This window comes from Chryseobacterium daecheongense (assembly GCF_003729955.1).
GTDB lineage: Bacteria > Bacteroidota > Bacteroidia > Flavobacteriales > Weeksellaceae > Chryseobacterium > Chryseobacterium daecheongense.
Map to the genome: position 1 here is coordinate 1,419,481 of NZ_RJTX01000001.1, position 23,789 is coordinate 1,443,269.

General features: G+C 35.8%; 22 protein-coding genes. 5 read left to right on the plus strand and 17 right to left on the minus strand.

Going from position 1 to position 23,789, the window contains the following annotated elements; all coding sequences use genetic code 11:
• Nucleotides 1-29: 29 nt before the first annotated feature.
• From EGI05_RS06610 to EGI05_RS06660, 11 genes are all read right to left on the minus strand, one after another.
• Nucleotides 30-1,994: a polysaccharide biosynthesis protein gene (locus EGI05_RS06610; protein WP_123262247.1), complete on the minus strand. Its 1,965-nt coding sequence runs from the start codon at nucleotides 1,992-1,994 to the stop codon at nucleotides 30-32.
• Nucleotides 1,995-2,808: 814 nt separating this feature from the next.
• Entirely contained in the window at nucleotides 2,809-3,045 is a 237-nt protein-coding gene (locus EGI05_RS06615) for a hypothetical protein (protein WP_123262248.1), read from the minus strand.
• A 10-nt stretch (nucleotides 3,046-3,055) separates the two neighbouring features.
• Nucleotides 3,056-6,574 carry a beta strand repeat-containing protein gene (locus EGI05_RS06620; protein ID WP_123262249.1) on the minus strand — a complete coding sequence of 1,173 codons (3,519 nt, stop codon included), beginning with the start codon at nucleotides 6,572-6,574 and terminating at the stop codon, nucleotides 3,056-3,058.
• Nucleotides 6,575-6,657: 83 nt separating this feature from the next.
• Complete coding sequence (locus EGI05_RS06625; protein ID WP_185144956.1) at nucleotides 6,658-7,119, minus strand: regulatory protein RecX; 462 nt, start codon at nucleotides 7,117-7,119, stop codon at nucleotides 6,658-6,660.
• Nucleotides 7,120-7,177: 58 nt separating this feature from the next.
• A complete protein-coding gene (gene glyA, locus EGI05_RS06630; protein ID WP_123262250.1) occupies nucleotides 7,178-8,443 on the minus strand; it encodes a serine hydroxymethyltransferase in 1,266 nt (421 codons plus the stop codon).
• Between the two features lie 113 nt (nucleotides 8,444-8,556).
• Nucleotides 8,557-9,597 carry an ACR3 family arsenite efflux transporter gene (gene arsB, locus EGI05_RS06635; protein WP_123262251.1) on the minus strand — a complete coding sequence of 347 codons (1,041 nt, stop codon included), beginning with the start codon at nucleotides 9,595-9,597 and terminating at the stop codon, nucleotides 8,557-8,559.
• 11 nt (nucleotides 9,598-9,608) lie between these two features.
• A complete protein-coding gene (locus EGI05_RS06640) occupies nucleotides 9,609-10,100 on the minus strand; it encodes a GNAT family N-acetyltransferase (protein ID WP_123262252.1) in 492 nt (163 codons plus the stop codon).
• Nucleotides 10,091-10,714: an arsenate-mycothiol transferase ArsC gene (locus tag EGI05_RS06645; protein WP_123262253.1), complete on the minus strand. Its 624-nt coding sequence runs from the start codon at nucleotides 10,712-10,714 to the stop codon at nucleotides 10,091-10,093. The genes EGI05_RS06640 and EGI05_RS06645 overlap by 10 nt, the downstream gene beginning before the upstream one ends.
• Before the next feature lie 31 nt (nucleotides 10,715-10,745).
• Nucleotides 10,746-11,216 (minus strand): DUF6428 family protein, encoded by a 471-nt coding sequence (locus EGI05_RS06650; RefSeq protein WP_123262254.1) that lies wholly within the window; start codon nucleotides 11,214-11,216, stop codon nucleotides 10,746-10,748.
• 58 nt (nucleotides 11,217-11,274) lie between these two features.
• The gene (locus EGI05_RS06655; protein ID WP_123262255.1) at nucleotides 11,275-11,601 is read right to left on the minus strand and encodes an ArsR/SmtB family transcription factor; all 327 of its coding nucleotides are present in this window, start codon (nucleotides 11,599-11,601) and stop codon (nucleotides 11,275-11,277) included.
• 101 nt (nucleotides 11,602-11,702) lie between these two features.
• Nucleotides 11,703-12,608: an NAD(P)/FAD-dependent oxidoreductase gene (locus EGI05_RS06660; protein WP_123262256.1), complete on the minus strand. Its 906-nt coding sequence runs from the start codon at nucleotides 12,606-12,608 to the stop codon at nucleotides 11,703-11,705.
• A 90-nt stretch (nucleotides 12,609-12,698) separates the two neighbouring features.
• On the opposite strand from EGI05_RS06660, the gene EGI05_RS06665 reads away from it, so the two are divergent.
• Nucleotides 12,699-13,073, plus strand: coding sequence for a Fur family transcriptional regulator (locus EGI05_RS06665; protein ID WP_123262257.1), 375 nt, complete (start codon nucleotides 12,699-12,701; stop codon nucleotides 13,071-13,073).
• On the opposite strand, the gene bla is transcribed toward EGI05_RS06665, so the two are convergent.
• From bla to EGI05_RS06695, 6 genes are all read right to left on the minus strand, one after another.
• Nucleotides 13,070-13,825 carry a subclass B1 metallo-beta-lactamase gene (gene bla / locus EGI05_RS06670; protein WP_123262258.1) on the minus strand — a complete coding sequence of 252 codons (756 nt, stop codon included), beginning with the start codon at nucleotides 13,823-13,825 and terminating at the stop codon, nucleotides 13,070-13,072. The genes EGI05_RS06665 and bla overlap by 4 nt on opposite strands.
• 161 nt (nucleotides 13,826-13,986) lie before the next feature.
• Nucleotides 13,987-15,180, minus strand: a complete 1,194-nt coding sequence (locus EGI05_RS06675) for an efflux RND transporter periplasmic adaptor subunit (RefSeq protein WP_123262259.1) — start codon at nucleotides 15,178-15,180, stop codon at nucleotides 13,987-13,989.
• Between the two features lie 43 nt (nucleotides 15,181-15,223).
• Nucleotides 15,224-16,495 carry an ABC transporter permease gene (locus tag EGI05_RS06680; RefSeq protein ID WP_123262260.1) on the minus strand — a complete coding sequence of 424 codons (1,272 nt, stop codon included), beginning with the start codon at nucleotides 16,493-16,495 and terminating at the stop codon, nucleotides 15,224-15,226.
• A gap of 34 nt (nucleotides 16,496-16,529) precedes the next feature.
• Complete coding sequence (locus EGI05_RS06685; protein ID WP_123262261.1) at nucleotides 16,530-17,759, minus strand: ABC transporter permease; 1,230 nt, start codon at nucleotides 17,757-17,759, stop codon at nucleotides 16,530-16,532.
• Nucleotides 17,760-17,825: 66 nt separating this feature from the next.
• Nucleotides 17,826-18,179, minus strand: coding sequence for a four helix bundle protein (locus EGI05_RS06690; RefSeq protein WP_123262262.1), 354 nt, complete (start codon nucleotides 18,177-18,179; stop codon nucleotides 17,826-17,828).
• Nucleotides 18,180-18,259: 80 nt separating this feature from the next.
• On the minus strand, nucleotides 18,260-18,949 hold the full coding sequence (locus EGI05_RS06695; RefSeq protein ID WP_123262263.1) for an ABC transporter ATP-binding protein: 690 nt from the start codon (nucleotides 18,947-18,949) through the stop codon (nucleotides 18,260-18,262).
• Between the two features lie 427 nt (nucleotides 18,950-19,376).
• On the opposite strand from EGI05_RS06695, the gene EGI05_RS06700 reads away from it, so the two are divergent.
• From EGI05_RS06700 to EGI05_RS06715, 4 genes are all read left to right on the plus strand, one after another.
• Nucleotides 19,377-20,351, plus strand: a complete 975-nt coding sequence (locus tag EGI05_RS06700; RefSeq protein ID WP_123262264.1) for a ribonucleotide-diphosphate reductase subunit beta — start codon at nucleotides 19,377-19,379, stop codon at nucleotides 20,349-20,351.
• A 114-nt stretch (nucleotides 20,352-20,465) separates the two neighbouring features.
• The gene (locus tag EGI05_RS06705; protein WP_123262265.1) at nucleotides 20,466-20,753 is read left to right on the plus strand and encodes a hypothetical protein; all 288 of its coding nucleotides are present in this window, start codon (nucleotides 20,466-20,468) and stop codon (nucleotides 20,751-20,753) included.
• A 53-nt stretch (nucleotides 20,754-20,806) separates the two neighbouring features.
• Nucleotides 20,807-22,465: a ribonucleoside-diphosphate reductase subunit alpha gene (locus EGI05_RS06710; protein ID WP_123262266.1), complete on the plus strand. Its 1,659-nt coding sequence runs from the start codon at nucleotides 20,807-20,809 to the stop codon at nucleotides 22,463-22,465.
• Between the two features lie 148 nt (nucleotides 22,466-22,613).
• A complete protein-coding gene (locus EGI05_RS06715; protein ID WP_123262593.1) occupies nucleotides 22,614-23,606 on the plus strand; it encodes an OmpA family protein in 993 nt (330 codons plus the stop codon).
• The last annotated feature ends 183 nt before the right edge of the window (nucleotides 23,607-23,789 follow it).

A 23,789-nucleotide genomic window follows, 5' to 3' on the forward strand; every position in this document is an offset into this window, starting at 1 on the left:
TTTTTTGGACAATACACTTACCAAATATGTTATTTGTATTTTTTTTCATCAATATTTTCTTCGGGATATTTATCTAAAATCTCAAATTCCGAGTTATTACTAATGAATTCAGGAACAATTGTTTTTAGTATTTTCACTACCTGCAATTTATCCTTTTTTACAGCAGAAGTGATAATTTGTTTACACAGAAAATCTACTTCTTCAAACTCCATTGAAGGATCTTTGGAAATCATAATCTTTTCATTATGAGTAGGAAGTGTTTTGGCATTATCACTCAATAATTCCTCATATAATTTCTCGCCTGGCCTTAAACCTGTATATATGATTTTAATATCTATATTAGGTTCGAATCCTGATAATTTTATCATTCTTTTAGCCAGATTTAATATTTTAACGGGTTCTCCCATATCAAAAACAAAAATCTCACCGCCCTGCCCCATTGTTCCGGCCTGTAATACCAATTCACAAGCTTCGGGAATGGTCATAAAATACCTTACAATTTCAGGATGGGTGATGGTTACAGGTCCTCCTGCTTCAATTTGTCTCTTAAAATGGGGGATTACAGAACCATTTGATCCTAAAACGTTTCCGAATCTCGTAGTAATGAATTTGGTAGTGTTTCCTTCAACATTTTGTAATGACTGAACAAATAATTCTGCTGCACGCTTGGAGGCTCCCATTACATTCGTTGGATTCACCGCTTTATCTGTAGAAATCATTACAAATCTGTTAACTTTATATTTGCTGGATAATGTAGCAATATTTTTTGATCCCAAAACATTTACCAAAATAGCTTCTTGAGGATTTTCTTCTATTAAAGGAACATGTTTGTATGCAGCGGCATGATAAACCATTGAAAAGTTGTAGGTCTGAAACAGTGGTTCTATCCTATGTCTGTTTGAAACATCAGCCAAAACAAATTTGAATTTGATATGCGGAAATTTATCCTTCATTTCAAGTTCAATATCATACAATGGCGTTTCAGCCTGATCTAAAACAACTATTAATGATGGATCAAATTGAGCCACCTGTCGTACAATTTCACTACCTATTGATCCAGCACCACCGGTAACCAGTACTGCTTTATTGAAATGTCTTTTTTTAACATCTTCATTTTCGATCTTAATCGGCCTTCTATTTAACAAATCTTCAATCTGTAAGTTTCGGATAGATCCTCCCAGATCATTGCCTCTTACTTTTTGTACGGATGGCGCTTTGAATATATGGAGATCTTTTTCTAAAAATAAATTCACCCACGAGTTCATTTCATCTCTAGACATCATTTCTTTGATAATAATTATCCCGTCTATCATGAGATCTTCCTTCGTAGCTTCCTCAATCTTCCTCTTTTCATAAATAGGTTTACCTAGTAACGAAGCTCTTTTGGAGTCTGTTCTTTGGGTAAGAAAACCTACTACCTGATAAGGAAGGCTTGGATTATCCAAAACAGCTCTGGCGATGGCTATAGATTGCTCATCAATTCCTAATACCAGGATTCTCTTTTTTAAGGCACTTCTTCTATATTCTCTTACTATATGAAAGAATTCCTTTACATATAATCTGAAAATGAAAAGCCCCATAAAGGAGATGATAAAATAAAGGATTAAATAAGGCGTAAGTATGAATTTACCCCCTGTAATCCAGAAGTAAGTAATGTTTATAGTTCCTACAACAATCATTGTACAGAAACAACAAACCAGCAGTTTAAATAAATCTATAAATGTTGAATGCCTTATAATCCCTGCATACGTTTTGAAAATATACATAAACACTGTATTTATCAGAATGATAAAGGCAAAAACAACACTTTTATCTTCGTGATAAATAAATTCCTGTTTAGTAATTTTCTCTATAATATAAGTAGAAAGAAATAAAGATATTACGAGAATAATAATATCTATTACCAAGATTATCCATCTCGGAAGGTATCTTACTTCAGAGAGATTGACAATATTATCCCCTCCAAATATTCTTTTCCTAAGAGAATTGTACATTGTCTATATTTATGTTTATATCTATCAAACCCATTTTTTTAAATCACCATGCAAAATTAAAATAAAAATTCATCAAACTTTAAATTAAATAACAAATTAGTTCACCGAGTTTAGAATTTTTAAAATTCTTTCTTTGCATTCATCTGTAAGATTCGTACCTGAAGGCAAGCACAAACCATTGTCAAAAATTATACCAGAAATATTGGTTTCAAAGAAATCATCAATATTTATATACTATTACGATGCATAGATATTCATAAATACTCGGTTTCTATATTATTTCTCGAAATTTTTCTATTTAATAATTCTCAGGGGTACTCAACTTTTTAATCTTATATAATGAGAACATTTTTTTTCATCAGTTAAGAAGAGTACGGGCGGGTGTTATAGAAGAGGGACAATAAGAATTTTCCCTAAACAATCTTAAGATACTTTTATTATTTCAGGCTCATTTTTATGATACTCAATTGTATTAAATGTATTATGCATATACTTTAACTCATTATCTCTATATAATAGAGGTGAAAGCCTTATTTTTTGTTTTTCCAATCCCTTCCTTTATTATTTACATCACTTATGTTATCCAAAAGTATCATTTATTTTCTCATATTCAAAACCTTTGTTCATCAAATATTATATAGTCCCGGATTTCTTCTGATATTCCTTCAATTCTTTCTTTTAAAGCAATAGAATTCAAGATTTTCCAAGATCAAAAATCATTATAAAAACAAAAAATTCCGAAGTACCTCTCTTTATAATAAAAACTCCTAAAGCAAGCCTTAGGAGTTAAAAATCTATATACTATATTGTTATGCTATGCTATTTTCTTTCTTTTTGCATAAACTATAATTCCTACTGCCATTATTACAAGAGCAGGAATATACTGATCTATTGGTGCGGGCTCCGGATCTCCGGGATTTCCTGGATAAACATCCTCTTCAGTATTCTTTGTGGAAGACTCCTGATAAACAAACTGATTATCATCTGAAGATTCCTGTGCAAAAATACTGCTTGAAAGGATGATTAAACTTGCGATAACTATTTTTTTCATGTATGTTTTTTTATTTAATTAACTTTTTAGTGTATTCTTTTCCTGCTGAGACTGCTTTTAAAATATATAATCCTTTTGTAATCAGTTTAAAACGAATCTCTTTTGTATGACCAACGGCCTCACTGATCTTTCTTCCTGAAGCATCAAATAATTCAATGCTGTCAATATTCTTATTATTTCTTACTACGAAATCCTCTCCGTCTTTATACACTTCAAAAGCTTCATTTTTAATTTCATTAGCAGCAAGTACATTCATGTCTTTATATACAATTTCAAATCTTGTTGTAAGTTCCCCTGCATTAGCTGAAAAAGTATAGTTTCCGTTTTGTAGATTGGTATAAGTTCCTAATACTTTATCATGAATGTAAATAGGCTGTCCATTATCAAATATTCCTTCTTTTTTTACTAAGGAAATAACAAAATTACCGGTTTCAAAATGTTTAGTTCCTACAGGTACGATATCATTAATATCAAAACCACCTTTTCCCTGAATAACCAGTTTTTGAGCATCTGCCAATGTATAGAAAGCATCCGAACCTGTAGCCATTGCTTGAGAGTCATACTTATCATATGCATCAGAAGCCTGAGCAAGATAAGCTACCGCAAGAGTATTGCTTGTATTATATGATGAATTTAATCTCAACCAAAATTTACCTTCGTCTGTAGTGGTTGTTTTATTAAAGAATACTCCACTTATACCTACTCGCATATTATTGGTAAAGCTTAAAGAGGTATCCGCTGCATTCGTAGCTTTTACGATGAAACCTTGTCCGATAGCAGCAACATTATCCGTAGGTATATTGGTAATATTAGGTGCCGAAACCCAAACCTGTGTCGCAGGATTGTAAGTTGCATACCCGATGTTAACAGTGGTTGCACCTCCTTGTGTGGTTACTGAATTACTTGTATTATCCCAAAAATAGAATGTATTGGATATTCTTGTGGAGTTTGCATTATAGAAAGCATTTAGATCTAGGTTCGAAGGGTACGGATTTCCAATAAGATTGAACCCATTACCTGCTGTAGAAAGTGTTTTCGTATATGTTCCATTGTTTGGAACTCCTGTAAAGGTAAGTGAAGCATTGGCAACCGGTGTTTTAATAGAGTATCCGGTACCTACACTTGATATTGTAGAAGTTGCATTAACAAAATAATCTGTAGCGGTATTATACTGTGTAATAAATGCCGGAGTATTTCCAACACCATAAATTGCAGTCAAATCTTGGTTTGCAACAGCTGATGACCAGAAAGCATATTTATTGATATCACTTAATCCGTTTTTCAAAGTTTTAAAAGTTCCTGTATAGTTTACGGTAGAACCATCTCTTTGAATGAAGTTCCCTCCATGCTCTACAGTAATATCTACACCATTAACAGTATTACCGGAAGTAACCTCTAAAACTCCTCCATTTTTAATAACAATATTTTTAGCTGTGAAAGAAGGATTGGTAGTGGTTGAATAATTTCCTGTAATAATTGCATCCGTATTAGCATTCGGAGTACTTGTCCATGTGGAACCATTCCAAACCGCCGAACATAAGGTTTGCACATTATCTATTCTCCAAGGTGAAGTAGTACCAGATTCTTTTCTGAATCTTATATACACAGTAGGGTTTGAAGAATATGCAGATAAATCAACTGTACAAGCTGTACTTCCTCCAGATGTTGTATTAGAATGGTCATACGTCTTTACTATAACAAACCCTGTACTCTGGCTTGTTGTTGAAACTTCTATATAAAGTGTTTTTGCTGTAGTGTTGGTTGTTCTTGCCAGATCAAAAGTCAGCTGTGCAGGATAAGCCAGCGAAGATGTGGTTATGGAACCATTATTTACGGACATATCGGCGTATCCGGAAGTGTAAGTAATCCCTGTTCCTGAATTTACCCAACCGGATGGTTGTGTATTTGATGAAAAGTTTTCACTCATGCAAGGCGCTGCCAAAGTTGTTGCACTTCCCGATACAGATGTAGCACTATAATAAGGTGCTCCCAGACACTGATTGTTATAAGAGAATACATATACATAATAGTTTGTATTCTGATTCAAAGTATTGGCTGTAAATGTTGTTCCTGAAGAATATTTCACAACAGTCCCTCCTCCGAAACTATCACCTACATTATAAGTTATTCCATTAACAGGTGAAGCCGATAAAGTAGCGTTTTGGCTCACCACTACCATATATCCTGAAGCAGAAGCGTCTGTAAAATTCCCGCTGATACTGTTACTTGTAGGAGTAAGAGCCAGGTTGCTGGCAACATTTGGCGAAGTACAAGGTTGTGGAGCCTGAACTGTAATATCAAAAGCTGATGCATCATTATTGAAATCAATCACTCTGATATAATAATCTGTATTTGCTGTTAAACTTGCAGTAAGAACTTCAGAAGTCACACCTGATGTATGTGCTGTAAACTGTGCAGTTCCTGAAGTTGGACAAGTTGATGTGAAAATATCAAGATCCAAATCAGGACCACTTGCAAAGTTAGCCGTTATAATATGATCTCCCGTGTTGGCAGGAGTGAACTTATACCAAACATCTCTTTTAGTTGCCGCATAACTTAAACCTGAAGTAGCAGTGGCGTTAACCATAGTACCATTGGTAGTTTGTCCTGCATTTAAAACAGTAGAAGCCGAACATAAATCGTTGGCAGGCGGTGCTGCTGTTATGTTACCACTTGCCGCAACACTTGCATTAGACGAGGCTCCTCCTCCGGAAATGGTTAAATTCCCTGAGTAACTGTTTACAGCTAGTCCACTCTTTAAACGAAGGTATACATTCTGACCTGTAAATGCACCTCCTGAGTATGGAATTATCTTTGTATCAGCAAAATCATTCCCATTGGTAAGGGATACTTCATAGTTAGTTGGTGCAGCTACGGTTACATCTGTACCATCTAAATTGCTCCCGGAAGCCTGAATTGACTGACTTGCGGATGGTCCATTTCCTTCAACATATGAGAACGGAGAAAATGTACCTGTAGCAGATAAACTAGGAGCAGATGCCACTTCATAAGTAATAACAATGGAAGTAATATATGCCGCATTGGTACCTTTTTTTAAAGCAAAAAAGGTATAGTTATTTGCTGACAAATCTGCTGAAGTCCAGGTTGTCCCTGTTACAGAACCTGCCGATGTACCGCCCGTTACCGTGTAATTAGCAGTAGCAGAATTTACCAATCTGGTAGTTCCTCCATATAATGTAAAGGCCGTTGAAGCATTTTGATTCACCTGAATGGTCTTAATTTTCCCAGGTAATGCTATTGTATTGTATATAACTCCATTACTTGCCTGAGCTTGTATTGCTCCTGCATTTGGAGCAGTTGCCGCAGTTATGGCTTTCCCACCAAAAGAAACATTGTCTTGTGTCCACGTTCTTTCTGCACCAGAGTTATAGTTATTACTGCCAAGATTTGTTGATCCTCCTGCGGATGTCAAGTTAATTGTAATAGTTTGTCCCCAACTCCATATAGAAAACAGAGTCATGAAAAACATCAGAGACGTTTTCCCAAAAACCGATAATTTTTGTTTCATAAATGTTTTAATTTTTTTGGCAAAATTATTCTTTTTTCAATAAAAAAGCTACTACCAAAATTACATTTATGTTAATTCAGATATTAATTTTGAATAATTTCCATGATGAAATCATACTCAAACCCTTTGCTTATTAAATATTTTATGGTCTTGGATTTCTTTTGATATTCCTTTAATCCTTTTTGTTTAGAGTAATAATCTTCAAAGATTTTTTTCAGGGTTTTCTCGTAGTCGGCTTCATCAATTTCATCAAAACATTTCTCGATCAGTTTTTCAGAAATTTGTTTCTGCTTTAGGTTAATACGGATTTTGTTCCGGCCCCAGTGTTTGATATAAAATTTACCTCTTATATAACTTCTGGTAAATCTTTCCTCATTCAGGTAGTTTTCCTGTATGAGGTATAAAAAAATCTCTTCTTTAGCTTCCGGAATCAGCAGAAATTCTTTCATCTTTTGCTCTATTTCTGCGTGGCAACGGTCCTGGTAAACGCAATAGTTGACCAGTTTTTGTTTAATTTCTTCGAAGGTGAAAGATTTTTTCTCCATAACTATAAAAAAAGAATGAGCAGATGCCCATTCTTATTATATTAATTTCGGTAAAGTATTAATAATTGAATAATGCTTTACCTTCCATTAGTTCATTTACTCTTTTTCTTACAGAAGCAATTACTTCTTCGCTCTTTAGGTTATCTACTACTTCAGAGATCAATTCAGCAATAGTTTCCATATCCTGCTCTTTCAATCCTCTTGTAGTGATAGCAGCAGTTCCCAGTCTGATTCCTGAAGTGGTAAATGGAGATTTATCATCGAAAGGAACCATATTTTTATTACATGTAATATCAGCAAGAACCAAAGCTTTTTCAGTTTCTTTTCCGTTCACTCCTTTATTTCTAAGGTCTACTAACATTAAGTGATTGTCTGTTCCTCCGCTTACGATATCAAATCCTCTGCTGATCATCGCTTTTGACAATGCCTGTGCATTTGAACGAACCTGTTTAGCATACGTTTCGAACTGAGTATCTAAAGCTTCTCCGAAAGCAACTGCTTTAGCCGCGATAACATGTTCAAGTGGTCCTCCCTGAATTCCCGGGAACACAGCTCCGTCCAACACCTGGCTCATCATTTTGATCTCTCCTTTTGGTGTCTTATGACCGTATGTGTTTTCAAAATCTTTACCCATCAGGATCATTCCTCCTCTTGGACCTCTTAATGTCTTGTGAGTAGTAGTAGTTACTACGTGACAGTGATCAAATGGTGAATTCAATAATCCTTTGGCAACCAAACCTGCAGGGTGAGCAATATCTGCCCAAAGCGTTGCTCCTACTTCATCCGCAACTTCTCTGAATTTGGCATATTCTAAATCTCTTGAATACGCAGAGAATCCTGCAATGATCATTTTCGGTCTTTCTCTTAAAGCAACTTCTCTCATCTGATCATAATCGATCAAACCGGTTTCCTGCTGTACTCCGTAAGAAACTACGTTATACTGGATCCCTGAGAAGTTAACTGCAGAACCGTGAGTAAGGTGCCCTCCCATAGAAAGGTCCATTCCCATGATTTTATCCCCCGGCTTTAAAACCGCAAGATAAATTGCAGCATTCGCCTGAGAACCTGAATGCGGCTGTACATTGGCATACTCTACACCGAAAAGTTCTTTTGCTCTGTTGATGGCTAAAGTTTCAACCTCATCTACTACTTCACACCCTCCGTAATATCTTTTTCCAGGGTATCCTTCTGCATATTTATTTGTCAATACGCTTCCCATTGCTTTCATAACGTTGTCAGAAACAAAGTTTTCTGATGCAATCAGCTCTAAACCATGGGATTGTCTTTGTCTTTCTTTTTCAATAAGGTCGAAAATAATGTCCATCTAATATAATTTTAAAGATTTTCCACCCCAAATGTACGGAATTTCCCTCTAGATTTTAGTATAACGAATAATGATTTCCGTTCATCTATTTTACATTTTTTTGCAATCGATTCTTACGACTCCTTTTTCTGATATTTCTGTTTAAGATATAAACTCGCCCTTACTAATAAAATTAATACGGGTACCTCTACTAATGGACCGATCACTCCCACAAAAGCTTGGGATGAATGTATCCCGAATACTGCAATAGAAACTGCAATGGCCAGTTCAAAATTATTCCCGGCAGCTGTGAAAGCGATGGAAACATTTTTATCATAAGGAATCTTCATCCATTTGCTCAAAAAGAAGCTGATGAAAAACATCAATGTGAAATAAATAATCAAGGGTACAGCAACTTTCAAAACATTCATAGGCAATTCCAGAATGGTGTCTCCTTTCAGGCTGAATATTAAAATGATCGTGAATAATAATGCATATAAAGTCATGGGTGAAATCACTGGAATAAATTTTCTTCCATACCATTCTTTTCCTTTTATCTTCAAAAGCAGATAGCGAATTGAAAAACCTAAAAGAAAAGGGATCCCAAGATAGATCATTACACTTTGAACCACTTCGCCCACAGGTACAGATATGTTAAAATCTCCTAAACCCAGTTTTTCAGGAAAAACATTGATAAAAAGCCATGCAAAGAAGCCATAAGTCACCACCTGAAAAATGCTGTTTAAGGCAACAAGTAAAGCCGCATATTCTCTGTTTCCTTTTGCAAGGTCATTCCATACTATAACCATTGCGATACATCTTGCCAGGCCTATCAGAATCAAGCCTATCATATACTCCGGATCATCTCTCAAAAAAATCACAGCCAAAACAAACATTAATACAGGTCCTACGATCCAATTCAGCAAAAGAGAAACAGATAATACCTTTATATCATTAAATGCATTCAATAATAAGCTGTAATCCACTTTTGCCAAGGGAGGATACATCATTACAATCAGTCCAACAGCAATGGGAATATTGGTGGTTCCAACTGAAAGACCATTAATAATTTTCGGAATTTCGGGAAATAAATATCCGAGTCCTATTCCGGCAATCATCGCAAGAAAAATCCACAGGGTAAGGAAACGGTCAAGAAAATTCAATCTGGTTTGCATTTAAAATTTATTTATTCTACTCCAACTTTTTTACTTCTTCTTTCCATGAGAATATTATCTCTCCACACTCCTTCCAGTTTCCCTATCTTTTCACGGAAACCTATTACTCTGAAGCCCATCTTTTTATGTAAAGATATAGTTCCTTCATTTTCAGGAAACATTCCTGATTGCAGAGTCCATATTCCCTGGGTTTCACTTTCTTCTATTAAATTTTTCATTAAAAATTCTCCAACTCCTTTCCCTCTATGATCTTGTGAAACATATACACTTACTTCTGCAACTCCTTCATACACACAGCGGCTGCTTACTTTAGAGAGAGCAGCCCATCCTAAAATCGTATTATTATCAACAGCCATAAGCCTGCAGTAAGGGAGTTTCTGTTCGTTCCAGGCCTCCCATGCGGGTACAGTTGTTTCAAATGTTGCGTTCCCCGTATCAATCCCTTGTTGATAGATAGTTATGATTTCCGGAAAATGTTCTTTACTAATTGATCTTATCTCCATGCCTGTTTTTTTATTTGTGAGAAAACATAAAACATTTCTACTGCTATCTGCAAACTTCTTTCTTTATAAACCTGAGTTTGTTGGGAAGTATTATCTGAAACTTTAGGGTCTTCAAAAGTTACCGGTATACGTTTCTCAGCTCCTGCAATAAAAGGGCATCCATCATCTGCCTGTGAACAAGTCATAATAGCAGCGAAGTCTGTTTCCGGATTAAAGGGATGATCATATTTTTTAGAAAAGCCAATAATCGGAAAAGAATCTTCATTATATTTAATAGCATAGACCGGATTATCCGTATCTGAAATTTTTAAGACAAGAAATCCCTGTGCTTCTAAAGTCGCAGCCACTTTAGGAAACAATGACGTAACCTCTGTCCCGCCGGAATAGCACTGGACATCAGGTATTTTATAATAAGCCGATGCCGTTTGCGCCCAGACCTGAGATAAATGGCTTCTACGGGAATTGTGAGTACAGATAAAGTTCAGATTTACCGGCTTTCTTGCCTGAACTTTTTGCTGAATAAAATCTATTAAGGGCTGTAAAACATCCTTTCTTTCTTCACTGATTTTTTGCTTGAGGATTTCCTCAATGCAATGCAAAAGTTGTTGCTTCATTCCAGAGATTATTAATGTTAGTAGAAAGATATTAACAACATCCAGAACCAGGTGAACATGATTCCTGTTTACCGGAAAGCTCAGCCAGGCTTATCTTTTGTTTTTGTGGCGGTACACCGCAAGCCTCATTTGCCAAACAAGCTGTCATCCGGTTTTGCAATACAAAGTTTTTACCGTTAAAATCCAGATCATATTTTCCGATGGTCTCATTCTGATATTCAACTTCTATTTCAAAATCTCCTATTCCCAGTTTTTCTTCGGAAAGATTAATGATATGCAATAATTTTCCCGGCTTTAGACGATGTTCAAAATCATTAGCATCCCAAAGCTGGAAGTTTACTTTTTCTTCCTTTCTGATGTTTCCTCCACAATCGATAAAGTTTTTGGTGACAATCCCTATTTCAGTGACATGAAAATGCTCGGGAACAAATGTTCCGTTTTCTAATTGAAACTCCACGTTTTCCAGTGCAGGTAGAATTTTTTTGATTTCAGATAGTTTCATATGTTTTTATTTTAAATTGTTATAATGCAATATTGCGATATAGTTTAATAAATTTTTTTTAACAGCACTTTTGCTGCTTTACCTTAGAGATAACGTCAGAAAAGAAGATATTTACAATTTCAAAAGCCTTCTCATCAATGCAATAACAAATAGAATTCCCTTCAATATTTCCTTTGATTAAACCGGCATTCTTCAATTCTTTCAGGTGTTGTGAAACAGTAGGCTGCGCGAGCGGCAATTCATTTACAATATCTCCGCAAATACATTCATTCACTTTAAGCAAATATTCAATGATGGCAATCCTTGCAGGATGTCCCAAAGCTTTTGCTATTGTTGCCAACTTATTTTGTTCTTCTGTAAAGAAGTCAGTTTTTGTTGCCCCCATTGTATACAATAATTTATATCGCAATATTACGATAAATAATTTAAATTACCAATTTAAAATAAAAAATTCCTTGCAGAATACTACAAGGAAATAGTTATTATTTAATTGAATTCTTCATCTACAAGTTCCTTATTGACTATTGCTCCTGCCAGATTCCCTTGTGCAACCGCATTTGCAACTGACCGCATCATGGTAGTGCTGTCCCCGCAGGCAAAAACTCCGGGAACCGTTGTCTTTTGATGGACATCTATTTTTAAGAGTCCGTGTTCTGTTAATTCACAACCCAGATCTTCGGAAATATTCAGGTTCTGTTCCACTGGTATTTTAGCGTATAAAGCTTTCAAAGAAATTTCTTTCCCGTTTTTAAAAATAATATTTTGAATTTGTCCGTTTTCATGTTGTAACTCTTTAATCTCATCTTCATTAATAGATATATGGTTCTTCTCTAACTTTCCCGTCTGCTCATCAGTAAGGGGTGATTTTCCATTGGTAAACAACGTTAAATCCTTCGTCCAGTTCAAAATTATTTTTGAAAATTCGTAGGCAATATCACCATTGGCCAGAATTCCTGTAGTTTCATTTTTTACTTCATAGCCATGGCAATACGGACAGTGTAACACAGAAATCCCCCAACATTCACCAAACCCGGGAATATCCGGTTGCATGTCCTTCACTCCTGTTGCAACAATAAGTTTCTTAGCATTAAACTTTTTTCCTGATGCAGTCTCCACTTTAAAACCTTGCGAAGCTTTAGCCGTTTTCACTACAGTATCATCATGAAATTTTACCGTATTATATTTCTCAACTTGTGCTCTGGCTATGGTACTGATCTCACTGGGCGTTTTCCCGTCATGCGTCAGAAAATTGTGAGAATGCGGAGTCTGCCTATTGCATGGTTTTCCGCTATCAATGATCAGAACATTCCTTAAAGATCTTCCCAATGCCATTCCGGCTGAAAGTCCTGCATAGCTTCCTCCCAATATAATTACTTCAAAGTTGTTTTCCATGACTAGATTGTTAATTCGTTATTTCAACAAAGGTAAAAATATTTTTCATTAATGCGACTTTATCGCATTAATATTTTTTATATTTGCAATATGATCAAGAGAAATACAAAAGCCAAACAGCTGATCCTGGATTCTTTAAAGAATACAAAATCAGCTGTCAGTCAGGAAATTCTGCAGAAAGAATTGGGAGAATCAGTGGACAGAGCTACAATTTACCGTGTTTTAAACAGTTTCTGTGATGATGGTATCGTTCATAAAATTTTGAGCGATGACGGAAAATTCTATTTCGCTTTTTGTGTGAACTGTTCTGAAAAAATTCATAAACATAATCATTTCCACTTCAGATGCCTTCAATGCGGCAAGATTGAATGCTTACCCAATGAGGTTGAAGTAAAGCTGCCGAAGGGATACAAATCCGTCAATTTCAATGGATTTATTTCCGGATATTGTTCCACCTGCTCCTAGTTATTCCTGAATAGCTTTATGGTATAATCAAGCAGTTCTGTTCCGCCTATTGCTCCATGCCCGGGAATAACGGTTTTCACATCAGGATATTGAGCTTTTACTCTTTCAACAGTTGCAGACCAAGCCTGAACATTGGCATCACCAAGATACCCTTTTGTTGCATCCACTTCTTTGATCAAACAACCTCCGAAAATGGCTTTTTCTTTAGGAAAATATCCTACAACATTATCTTTTGTATGGCCTTCACCAAAAAAAGTAACATATATTTTTTGGCTGCCCACATCCAAGGCCAATTTATTATCGAAGCCATGATTCGGAATATTGGCTCCGGTTGCTTTGGCCAATTCAATAGTTTTATTGTTAGCGTAAGAAGGAATATTATTCTTGTTAAATTCTTTTAATCCTGCTAAGCAATCGCCATGAAAGTGAGTAGGAACTACGGCGTTTATTTTAGCATGCAGATTATTTTTAATCCAGGCGATTAAATCCGCAGAACTTTTATCATCAGAAGGGGTATCAAAAACCACGGTTTCATTTCCATCTTTCGCTATCATTCCATTGCACTCCACTCTTCCGAATGAATCTGTATTCAGAAATGAAATATGCTGGTACAGATTCTCCGATAGCTTAATGATAACTAAGTCATCCGATTTATATACTACTTTGTTTTTTTCAGCAGTTGATTTTTGAGAGTTACAGCTTACAATAAGCGTTGTTAAAAAAAGAAACAGGATTCCTAATAGAGTCTTCATAAATAATTCTTTACATTGAGACGAAAGTAGAAATTTTCTTATAATAGATCACCCTACAAGAGAGTTAATATTTGTTAATTCTATTTTATCTCTTTGTTAGAAATAAAAAATCCCAAGAAAAACTCCTTGGGATTTAAACTTGAATGTATAGTGTTAGTTTATTACTTTTTCTTTTCTTTCAATTCTTCTTTATCCTTATCGGATGGATTCCAAACTTTCACATCAGAGTTTTTATCCAATCCTGAAAGAATCTGTACATTGATACCATCGCTCGCTCCAAGCTTTACATATACTTTTTTGAATTTTCCATCTTTCTGCTTTACTTCAACAAAAGGAACATCCTTACCGTTTTTCTTTTCATACTGAACTAAAGATTCATCCAATAATAAAGCATTTTTCTTAGAGCTTAAAACAATTTCCCCGTTAGCAGAGAACCCGGCTCTGATGTATTCATTATTGGGGTTGAAAACAGTACCTTCTACAGGAAATTTGATTGTTCCGTTGTTGTCTTTTCCTTTAGGAGCAATCATAGTCAATTTCCCAGGGAACGATTTGTTCTGTAAAGCTCCGATCACGATATTCATATCCATTCCTTGCTTTAATTTTCCTGCCTGAGCTTCATCAATTTCTCCCTGGAAAATCAAAGAGTTCAGATCAGCAATGGAGCAAATAGTAGTTCCGGCATTGAAAGAGTTGGCTTCAATCACCTGGCTCCCTACTTTCACTGGTACTTCAAGAACTGTTCCAGAAGCTTTAGAACGGATCTGAGTGGTTGCCAATCCCTGTAATTCAGGAGTCGCACCTGTTTTTACAATCTGTAATCTTTTTTGTGCTGTCATCAACTGCTGGTTGGCATTTTTCAAAGATTGCTGCTGAGAGAAAAGCTGTTGCTGAGAGTTCAGATATTCCTGTTTGGAAATTACACCTTGAGTATACAGTTTTTGCTGCATCTCGAATTGCTTCTGCATATTTCCTACATTCATTCTGGCATTACTGATCTGAAGCTGTGCATTCTGAACTTCCTGCTGTGCATTATTTACATCAGCAATATTAGGGATGATCCTCACTGTTGCGATCAGCTGTCCTGCCGTCACTTTATCTCCTTCATCTACTAAAATCTTATCTATGATCCCTGCAATATTGGGTTTTATTTCGATTTCTTCTTTCGGGATAATTTTTCCTGTAGCCATCACTTTATCATCCATATTCTGAATGGTTGGTTTACGGGTAAGGAAAGCTTCACTCTCTTTAGAGTTGGATTTAATGAGGTAACCAATTCCAGAGAATAATGCCACTGCAAATAAAAGCCCTAAAAGGATATAAATGGCTTTTTTCCAAGTGAATTTCTTTTTCATATATCTAGTTTATTTTTTATTTAAGTTAAGTTGTATTTTCTAGTTATTCGGTCCTTAATGCTTCAATTGGTCGTATTTTCACTGCTCTTTGCGCAGGAATCATCCCGATAATCAATCCTAATACTACCATTACCGCCATTGCCGCAAAAACATTCCCATAATTTACTGTCGGATTATAGAATGGGAATGAATCCTGATTTTGGGTAAGAGCACTTAAGACCATGAGGACAAAGATCCCGGAGATAAAACCGAGCAATCCGGAGGAGAGTGTGATCACTACACTTTCCAGCAAAATCTGGTTTCTCACTTCCGCAGGCTTCGCACCTAATGCCCTTCTGATCCCGATTTCCTTCGTTCTTTCTTTTACCGTAATCAAAAGGATATTGGAAATGGCAATAACTCCTGCAAGAATCGTTAAGGTTCCTACAATGATGGTCAGAAGTTGCATTCCTGTTAAAAAGCCAGTTAATTTTTTAAATTCTTTACCCAGGTTAAAACTTCCAAAAGCATTGGTGTCTTCCGGTGAAACCTTATTTTTAGATTTCAAAGACAGTTTTACGTTTTCTTCTACATTATCTACATTGGCATTCGGCTTACTTACAATCGCAAACATGTCGATCTGATCTCCCGCATTATACATTTTAGTATAGGTGGAAAGCGGAATGAATACAGTTTGATCATTCTCAAATCCGCCTCCTTTTTTTACTCTGAAAACCCCGATAACGTTGAAGAAGATTCCTTTGATATTGACCGATTTTCCTAATGGGTTTTCCTTTTTTTTAGCATCAAAGAAATTCTTATATATTTCTTCCCCAATAACGGCTACATTTTTATTTCCTGAAACATCCGCATCATTGATATATCGTCCGAAAATCAGTTTCTTTTCCGAAATTTTGTTTCCTACAGGATAATCTCCACTCAGGGAATATGTTCCGTTTTTACCATTTCTGGACATGGCTTCTCCAGGGGTACCCGTAAAGCTTCCTCTGGCGTTCTGTGGAGAGATATAATCTATTTCAGGTATTTTTCTTTTCAGCATTTCCATATCGGATAGATGCAGATGCATTTGCCTTCCTTTAGGAAATCCTTCATAAGGAATGGATGTATTCTGTGCCCAAAGGAAAATAGAGTTCGTGGCAAAACCGGAAAACAATTTATCAAAACCATTTTCCATTCCTTTAGCGGCACCCAGCAAACTTACATATAAGAACATTCCCCATCCCACCCCAATCATTGTCAGGAATGTACGAAGCTTATTATTTCTCAACGAATAATAAATCTCCTGCCATGTATCTTTTTTGAATATGATATTCACTTCTTTATTTTATAATTTATAAATGATGATCAATTTATTCTACTCTCAAGGCTTCTATAGGTTTAATTTTTGAAGCTCTGTATGCCGGGACAAATCCCGCAATCAATCCGGATAGAACCAAAGCAATAAAAGCAGCAAAGATGGTTCCCCAACCTACATTAGGGTCTTTGATGAAAAATTCTTCAAGGCTGTCTCCAATTAAATTCAGCGCTAAAACGCCAAGTCCTACTCCCACAAATCCCGAAATTACCGTGATAAGGACACTTTCCTGGACGATTAAAGCCACAATGCTTTTCGGTTTTGCTCCAATCGCTTTTCTTACCCCAATTTCCTGGGTTCTTTCTTTAACGATATACACCATAATGTTGCTGATCCCGATAATTCCTGCTAATAGTGTCCCAAGACCAATAAAAGTTACAATAGCAGTGATTACAGCCAAAAACATAAAGGTGTCATTCATATTTTGTGCATTATTCCAGACCCTCACTCCATTTTCGTCATCCGGGGAGACATTTTTTCTGGATTTCAGCCTGTTTTTAAGTTCATCACCATACTTTATGGCCTCTTGTGGTGTCAGATTTTCGTTATAAGCGATGTAGTTTATACTTACCGTATCCGAGCCTTTCTTCATCTGCTGTAATGTTGTAATGGGAACAGTAATATGTCTTTCATCCCAGTCACCTCCATCATCTGAAAAAACTCCGACAACTTTGAACATCGTGCCATTGATGTTTAATTCTTTTCCAACCGGGCTTCCGTTTTTAATTAAATCCCGTTGAACCATCCTTCCGATCACGGCAACATTTTGCTTTCTCTCCAAATCCGTCGGTGTAAGATACCTGCCTTCCAATATTTTTCGGTTTTCGATGATCTGCTCTTCCGGCTGAGCTCCATTAATTTGGTAATTTCCGCTTTCTTTACCGTATTTCACTAATAAATTTGCGGTATATCTTGGGGTTGAGCTTCCTACTTTTTCTTTATCCACATTGACTAAGAAATCGTAATCATCATTATTCATTGTCACCTGACGATCAGATTGAAGTCCGTTATAGGCAATAGTTGTTTTTCCTGTCACAATTGAGATCAGGTTTTGAGCGTCTCTGGCGAAGCCTTCGGTAAATGCATTCTGAAGCCCTTTCCCAATACCAAAAAGAACAATAAAAATAAACAATCCTAAAGCCACCGTAAACCCAGAAAGCACTGTCCGCAAAACATTGCTGCGGATAGAACTGAATATTTCCTGCCAACGATCAAGGTCAAACATAATTTTAATTTTATTTAAAGTGAATGGTCAATAGTGAATTAACTTCGTTGTCAATTTCTTCACTTATTAACTCTTCAACATTCCACTCAATAGTACAAATGAAGTTTTTATTAAACTTCCCGCTTTTTCTAAATTTTCTTTTTTTACATAATCACATTCTACAACTATATCCATACAAGAATCCAATTCTATAACTGAACCTCTTGCTATTTCAAAATACCTTTTTCTTTCGGTTTCAGATTTTCTGGAACAACCTTCTGTAATATTCAAAACTACCGAAGTAGAAGCTCTACGTATCTGATTTGTTAAATTAAATCTTTCACTATCGGGAAGCTCAGATAAAATTTTATAACACTCTAATCTTAATTCTTTTGCTGATTTATATACATCAAGTTTATAGTGATTGAGATTTAAAAACATTCTTTTTCAAATTCATTTTTGTGTGTTTGTATATATTTTCATTTCACTTGTGAAGCAAAATTCACCATTGCCCATTCACATTATAAAACAATCTGCTTGATAAACTCATCACTTTCAATGATCCCGTCTTTTAATATAACATTTCTTTTGGTTTGTGCTGCAACATCCGGTTCATGGGTAACGACAATGATTGTTTTTCCTTCATTATTAATCTGCTGAAGAAGCTTCATTATATCATGAGTCGTTTTAGAGTCTAATGCTCCTGTAGGTTCATCCGCCAAAACCACTTTAGGATTGGTGATCAATGCTCTTGCAATGGCAACTCTTTGTTTCTGCCCTCCCGAAAGCTCATTCGGAAGGTGATTGGCCCATTGGGCAAGTCCTACTTTTTCAAGATATTCCATCGCTTTTTGATTACGTTCTTTTCTGGGTACGTTTTGATAGTATAACGGAAGTGCCACATTTTCCAACGCTGTCTTATACCCAATCAGGTTAAAAGACTGGAAAATGAAACCCAAAAACTGGCTTCGGTATTCGGCAGCTTTCACTTCAGATAAATGTTCAATAGGAACACCGTCCAGTTCATACGTTCCCGAATCTTTTTCATCCAGGATCCCAATAATATTAAGAAGTGTAGATTTTCCAGAACCGGAACTCCCCATGATAGAAACAAACTCGCCTTCGGAAATATTAAGATTAATTCCCTTAAGAACGTGCAGCTTACTTTTCCCCGTATCGTATGATTTATGTAAATCTTTAATTACTAACATTAAGTGATGTATGTTTTTATATCCAATAAGTAGAAAATATTTTTGATTTGTTACGAAGATTAAAAATTTCTTTATTCAAATCAGTGTTTAATATTTTTACCCTTTATTTATAGTAGTTTAAATAATAATGTTTAACTCTAACTCATCATTTTTATTTATTTTTGTGCTATAATGGTGTGTAAGTCCATGTCAGAGCAAGTTTCATGTAAATGTGGAAAACTTTTACGGTTAAAACTCAACCATTTAGTGTTTAGCTCTTTCAAAATCAGTCCGGGTTTTCTAACTTTGTGCTTGCACGCTACAAAAAATAAAAACACTTTTCTTGTGAAAAACTTTCAAACATAAGTTCCAACAAATCAAGATGTTAATTGTTTTTTGAGTTTTATCCACATTGATCTAATTATTTTAATTTAAAGACACTTTTAGTATGGGAATTTTTGATAAAAGAGTAAGTTACAAGCCATTTGAATATCCTGAGGTTCTTCAATTTGTAGAGGCGATTAACAAATCGTTCTGGGTACATTCGGAAGTGGATTTTACTGCAGATGTTCAGGATTTTCATTCACAGCTTGAACCTCATGAAAAACATGCTGTAAAAAATGCATTGTTAGCCATTGCACAGATTGAGGTGTCCGTAAAGACATTCTGGGGGAATTTATACAACCATCTTCCAAAGCCTGAATTCAATGGTTTAGGAGCTACTTTCGCAGAATGTGAGTTCCGTCACTCTGAAGCGTATTCCCGTTTATTAGAAGTGTTAGGATACAACGAAGAATTCCTGAATGTGATAGAAATCCCTGCTGTAAAAAAGAGAATTGACTTCCTGTCAAACGTTCTTAAACATGCGAATTCCGCAACTCCGAAAGAATATGTTTCTTCTCTTTTATTATTCAGCATCCTGATTGAAAACGTATCCCTGTTTTCACAATTTGCCATCATCCTTTCTTTCACAAGATTTAAAGGATATATGAAAAATGTGTCTAACATCATTGCATGGACCTCTGTAGACGAACAGATCCACGCCAATGCAGGAATTTACCTGATCAACAAGATCCGTGAAGAGCAGCCTGACCTTTTAACTGATTCTGATATCGAAGATATCTATACTCTAGTAGATCAGTCAGTAGAATTGGAAGGAGAAATCCTTGACTGGATCTTCGAATTAGGAGAATTAAGCGTTTTCTCAAAAGAAGATTTATTAAACTTCATGAAATACCGTGTTGATGACAGTTTAAAGAAAATCAATATGAAAACACGTTACAATGTTTCTCCGGAGCAATACCGCCCAATGGTTTGGTTTGAAGAGGAAGTTTTCGCCAATTCTTTGGATGATTTCTTTGCGAAAAGACCGGTAGATTACACAAAACACGATAAGAGTATTACTGCGAACGATTTGTTTTAATGAAAGGCGCGAGCGAAGCGAGCGTCAAAGCAGATAGTATTAGCGAGATCAAACTCATCAATAAAAGATTTTCGTTCCTCGGAATGATAATTCAATGAAGATAAAAAGATAATAATGATTAATGTAGTGGTAACCTATACCGTAAATCCTGGATTCGTTTCAGAAAACAAAGCCAATATTCAGAAGTTCCTGGACGATTTCGAGAAACTGGATCAGTCTGCTTTTGAATATAAAGTGTATCTAAAGGAAGATGGGGTTACTTTTTTACATTATTCCAACTACGTCAATGAAGAGGTTCAACATGAGGTTCTGAATGTTCCGTCTTTTAAAGAATTTCAGAGATTAAGAGACGAAAGCGGGCTGAACGGTTCCCATAAAGTAGAAATTTTACAATCAATATAAAAACAAAATTCCTGGATAGTAATGCATTCGGGAATTCGAAAATATAAACAACTATGGAAGAGCAAAACACAAATATATGGTGGCTCAATGAAGAGTCTGAGCAAATGCTGAACAGAGGATATCTGTTAAAAGGAGAAACTGTAGAAGGAGCCATCGACAGAATTACAACCGCAGCTGCCAAAAGATTATATAAGCCTGAATTACAACCGGCTTTCAAAGAAATGATCACCAAAGGATGGATCAGCTTCTCGTCTCCGGTTTGGGCGAACATGGGAACACAAAGAGGGTTGCCGATTTCTTGTTTCAATGTTCATATTCCGGACAGCATTGAAGGAATTACCCACAAAATGGGTGAGGTGATCATGCAGACGAAAATCGGAGGCGGAACTTCAGGATATTTTGGAGAACTTCGTAACAGAGGGACTGCTGTAACGGATAACGGAAAATCTTCAGGTGCTGTTTCTTTCATGAAATTGTTTGATACGGCAATGGATGTGGTATCGCAAGGAGGAGTTAGAAGAGGTGCTTTTGCTGCTTATCTAGACATTGATCACGGTGATATTGAAGAATTCTTATCGATAAAAGATATCGGAAGTCCGATCCAGAACCTGTTTACAGGAATTTGCGTTCCGGATTACTGGATGCAGGATATGATTGACGGGGATATGGAAAAACGTAAAGTTTGGGCGAGAGTATTGGAAAGCCGTCAGCAAAAGGGTCTTCCTTATATTTTCTTTACCGATAACGTCAACAGAAATAAGCCGCAGGTTTATAAAGACTTAGGATTACCAGTGAATGCGAGTAATCTTTGTTCTGAGATCATGCTTCCTTCTTCAATGGAAGAATCATTTATCTGCTGTCTGTCCTCTATGAATTTAGAATTGTACGATGAGTGGAAAGACACCAACGCTGTAAAATTAGCTATTTACTTCCTGGATGCTGTTCTATCTGAATTTATTGATAAAACGGAAGGAAATTACTACCTACAAGGAGCCAGAAACTTTGCTATGCGTCACAGAGCGCTTGGTTTAGGTGTTTTAGGATACCATTCTTATTTACAGAAAAATATGATCCCATTTGAAAGTTTTGAAGCAACCCAGTTCAATGCAAGAGCTTTCAGACATATCAAAGAACAGGCAGAGCAGGCTTCAAGAGAGCTAGCAAATATCTATGGAGAACCAGAATTATTAAAAGGATATGGTTTGAGAAATACCACAACCATGGCTATTGCTCCTACCACTTCAAGTTCTGCTATTTTAGGACAGACTTCTCCGGGAATTGAGCCTTTCGCATCCAATTATTATAAAGCGGGATTAGCTAAAGGAAATTTTATGCGTAAGAATAAATATCTGGCTAAATTATTGGAGGAAAAAGGCCTTGACAATGAAGAAACATGGAGAACGATCATGTTGAATCATGGTTCTGTTCAACATTTAAGTGAGCTTACTGACGAAGAAAAGGCAGTATTCAAAACATTCAAGGAAATCTCGCCGATGGAAATTATTTCCCAGGCTGCGCAAAGACAGCAATATATTGATCAGGCACAGTCCCTGAACTTACAGATTCCATCTACAATGCCTGTAAAGGATGTCAATTATCTTTACATTGAAGCTTGGAAAAAAGGAGTGAAAACATTGTATTATCAAAGAAGTTCTTCTGTATCTAAAGAACTGATGGTAAACTTTGTTTCATGCTCAAGCTGCGAAGCATAAAATAATAAACTACTTATATAAAGAAACCTGCAAAAATATTTTTGCAGGTTTCTTGCTTTAACAATAAAATCAACTCAAATTTATTATTTCATTAACATTTTTTTCAAGAAAAAGATGATACTTTAGAATGCATCAAAAAATCTTAATTATGAAAAAAAGCGTTCTTATTATTTTCGTTACCGGGTTGATATTAATATCCTGTAAGAAAAATACAGAAACCGTAAAACCGGCAGAAAACTCAAAAGACAGCATCACAGAAGCCACAGAATCCAAAACCGGTTTTGATATCAATTCAGTTCCTGTTTCAGATAAAGAATTAGGCGATTTTCCATTTTTTTCTTTTCCACAAGGCATGGAGGCGCTAAATACACCACTTCAAAGAAGTTATGACCAAATTTATTTCCCTATTGATGGTGTTTTTACTCCTATTGAAGGAAAATCATGGAAATCTTATGTCGCAAAATCTGAAGGAAGTAACGAAAGCTGGTCTTTGCCTTACTTCGAAAAAAGTTATGACGAAGCCATAAAAGCTGCAGGTGGTGTAAAAATTTACGATGGAAAAGTATCTGATAATGAACTGGAAAAGCTTAAGCAGCAGGCAAAATATCTGGGTGAAGAAGGTTCTATTGATTATTGGAACGAACCTGTAAAGGTGTATTTGATTCGAAGACCAGCAGGAGATGACATTTATATCCAATTGTATGGGAATACTTCATCCGGTGCTTTACAGATACTTCAGAAAGCTCCTTTTAAACAAACAATCACCATGATCAAGTCTGATCAGATTCAAAAGGATCTGGATGAAAAAGGCAAATCTGTTCTGCATATCAACTTTGATACAGATAAAGCCACCTTACAACCCGACGGAATAGAAGCTATTGCCGAAATAACAAAGGTATTGAACAATAATAAGACTCTTAAACTGGATATCAACGGTTATACTGACAACTCTGGAAATAATGCTCATAATTTGCAGCTTTCTAAAGATAGGGCGAACACCGTTTTGAACACTTTAGTTACCTCCGGAATTGATAAAAGCAGGTTAAAAGCTAATGGCTTCGGAGCAGAAAACCCAATAGCTCCTAATACCTCTGAGGATGGAAAAGCCCAAAACCGAAGAGTGGAGCTGGTAAAAAAGTAAAATACAAACATATTTATAAAAAAGCCATGAAAAATTTCATGGCTTTTTCGTTTTTTAATAAAATTTTAACTCATCATTTATAATAGTTTATTTTTCATCAATTAACTATAAACACTAAAAAAAATTACATTCTAATCACTTCCAAGTGACAAACACTCAATATTTTATCAATCGTATATAATA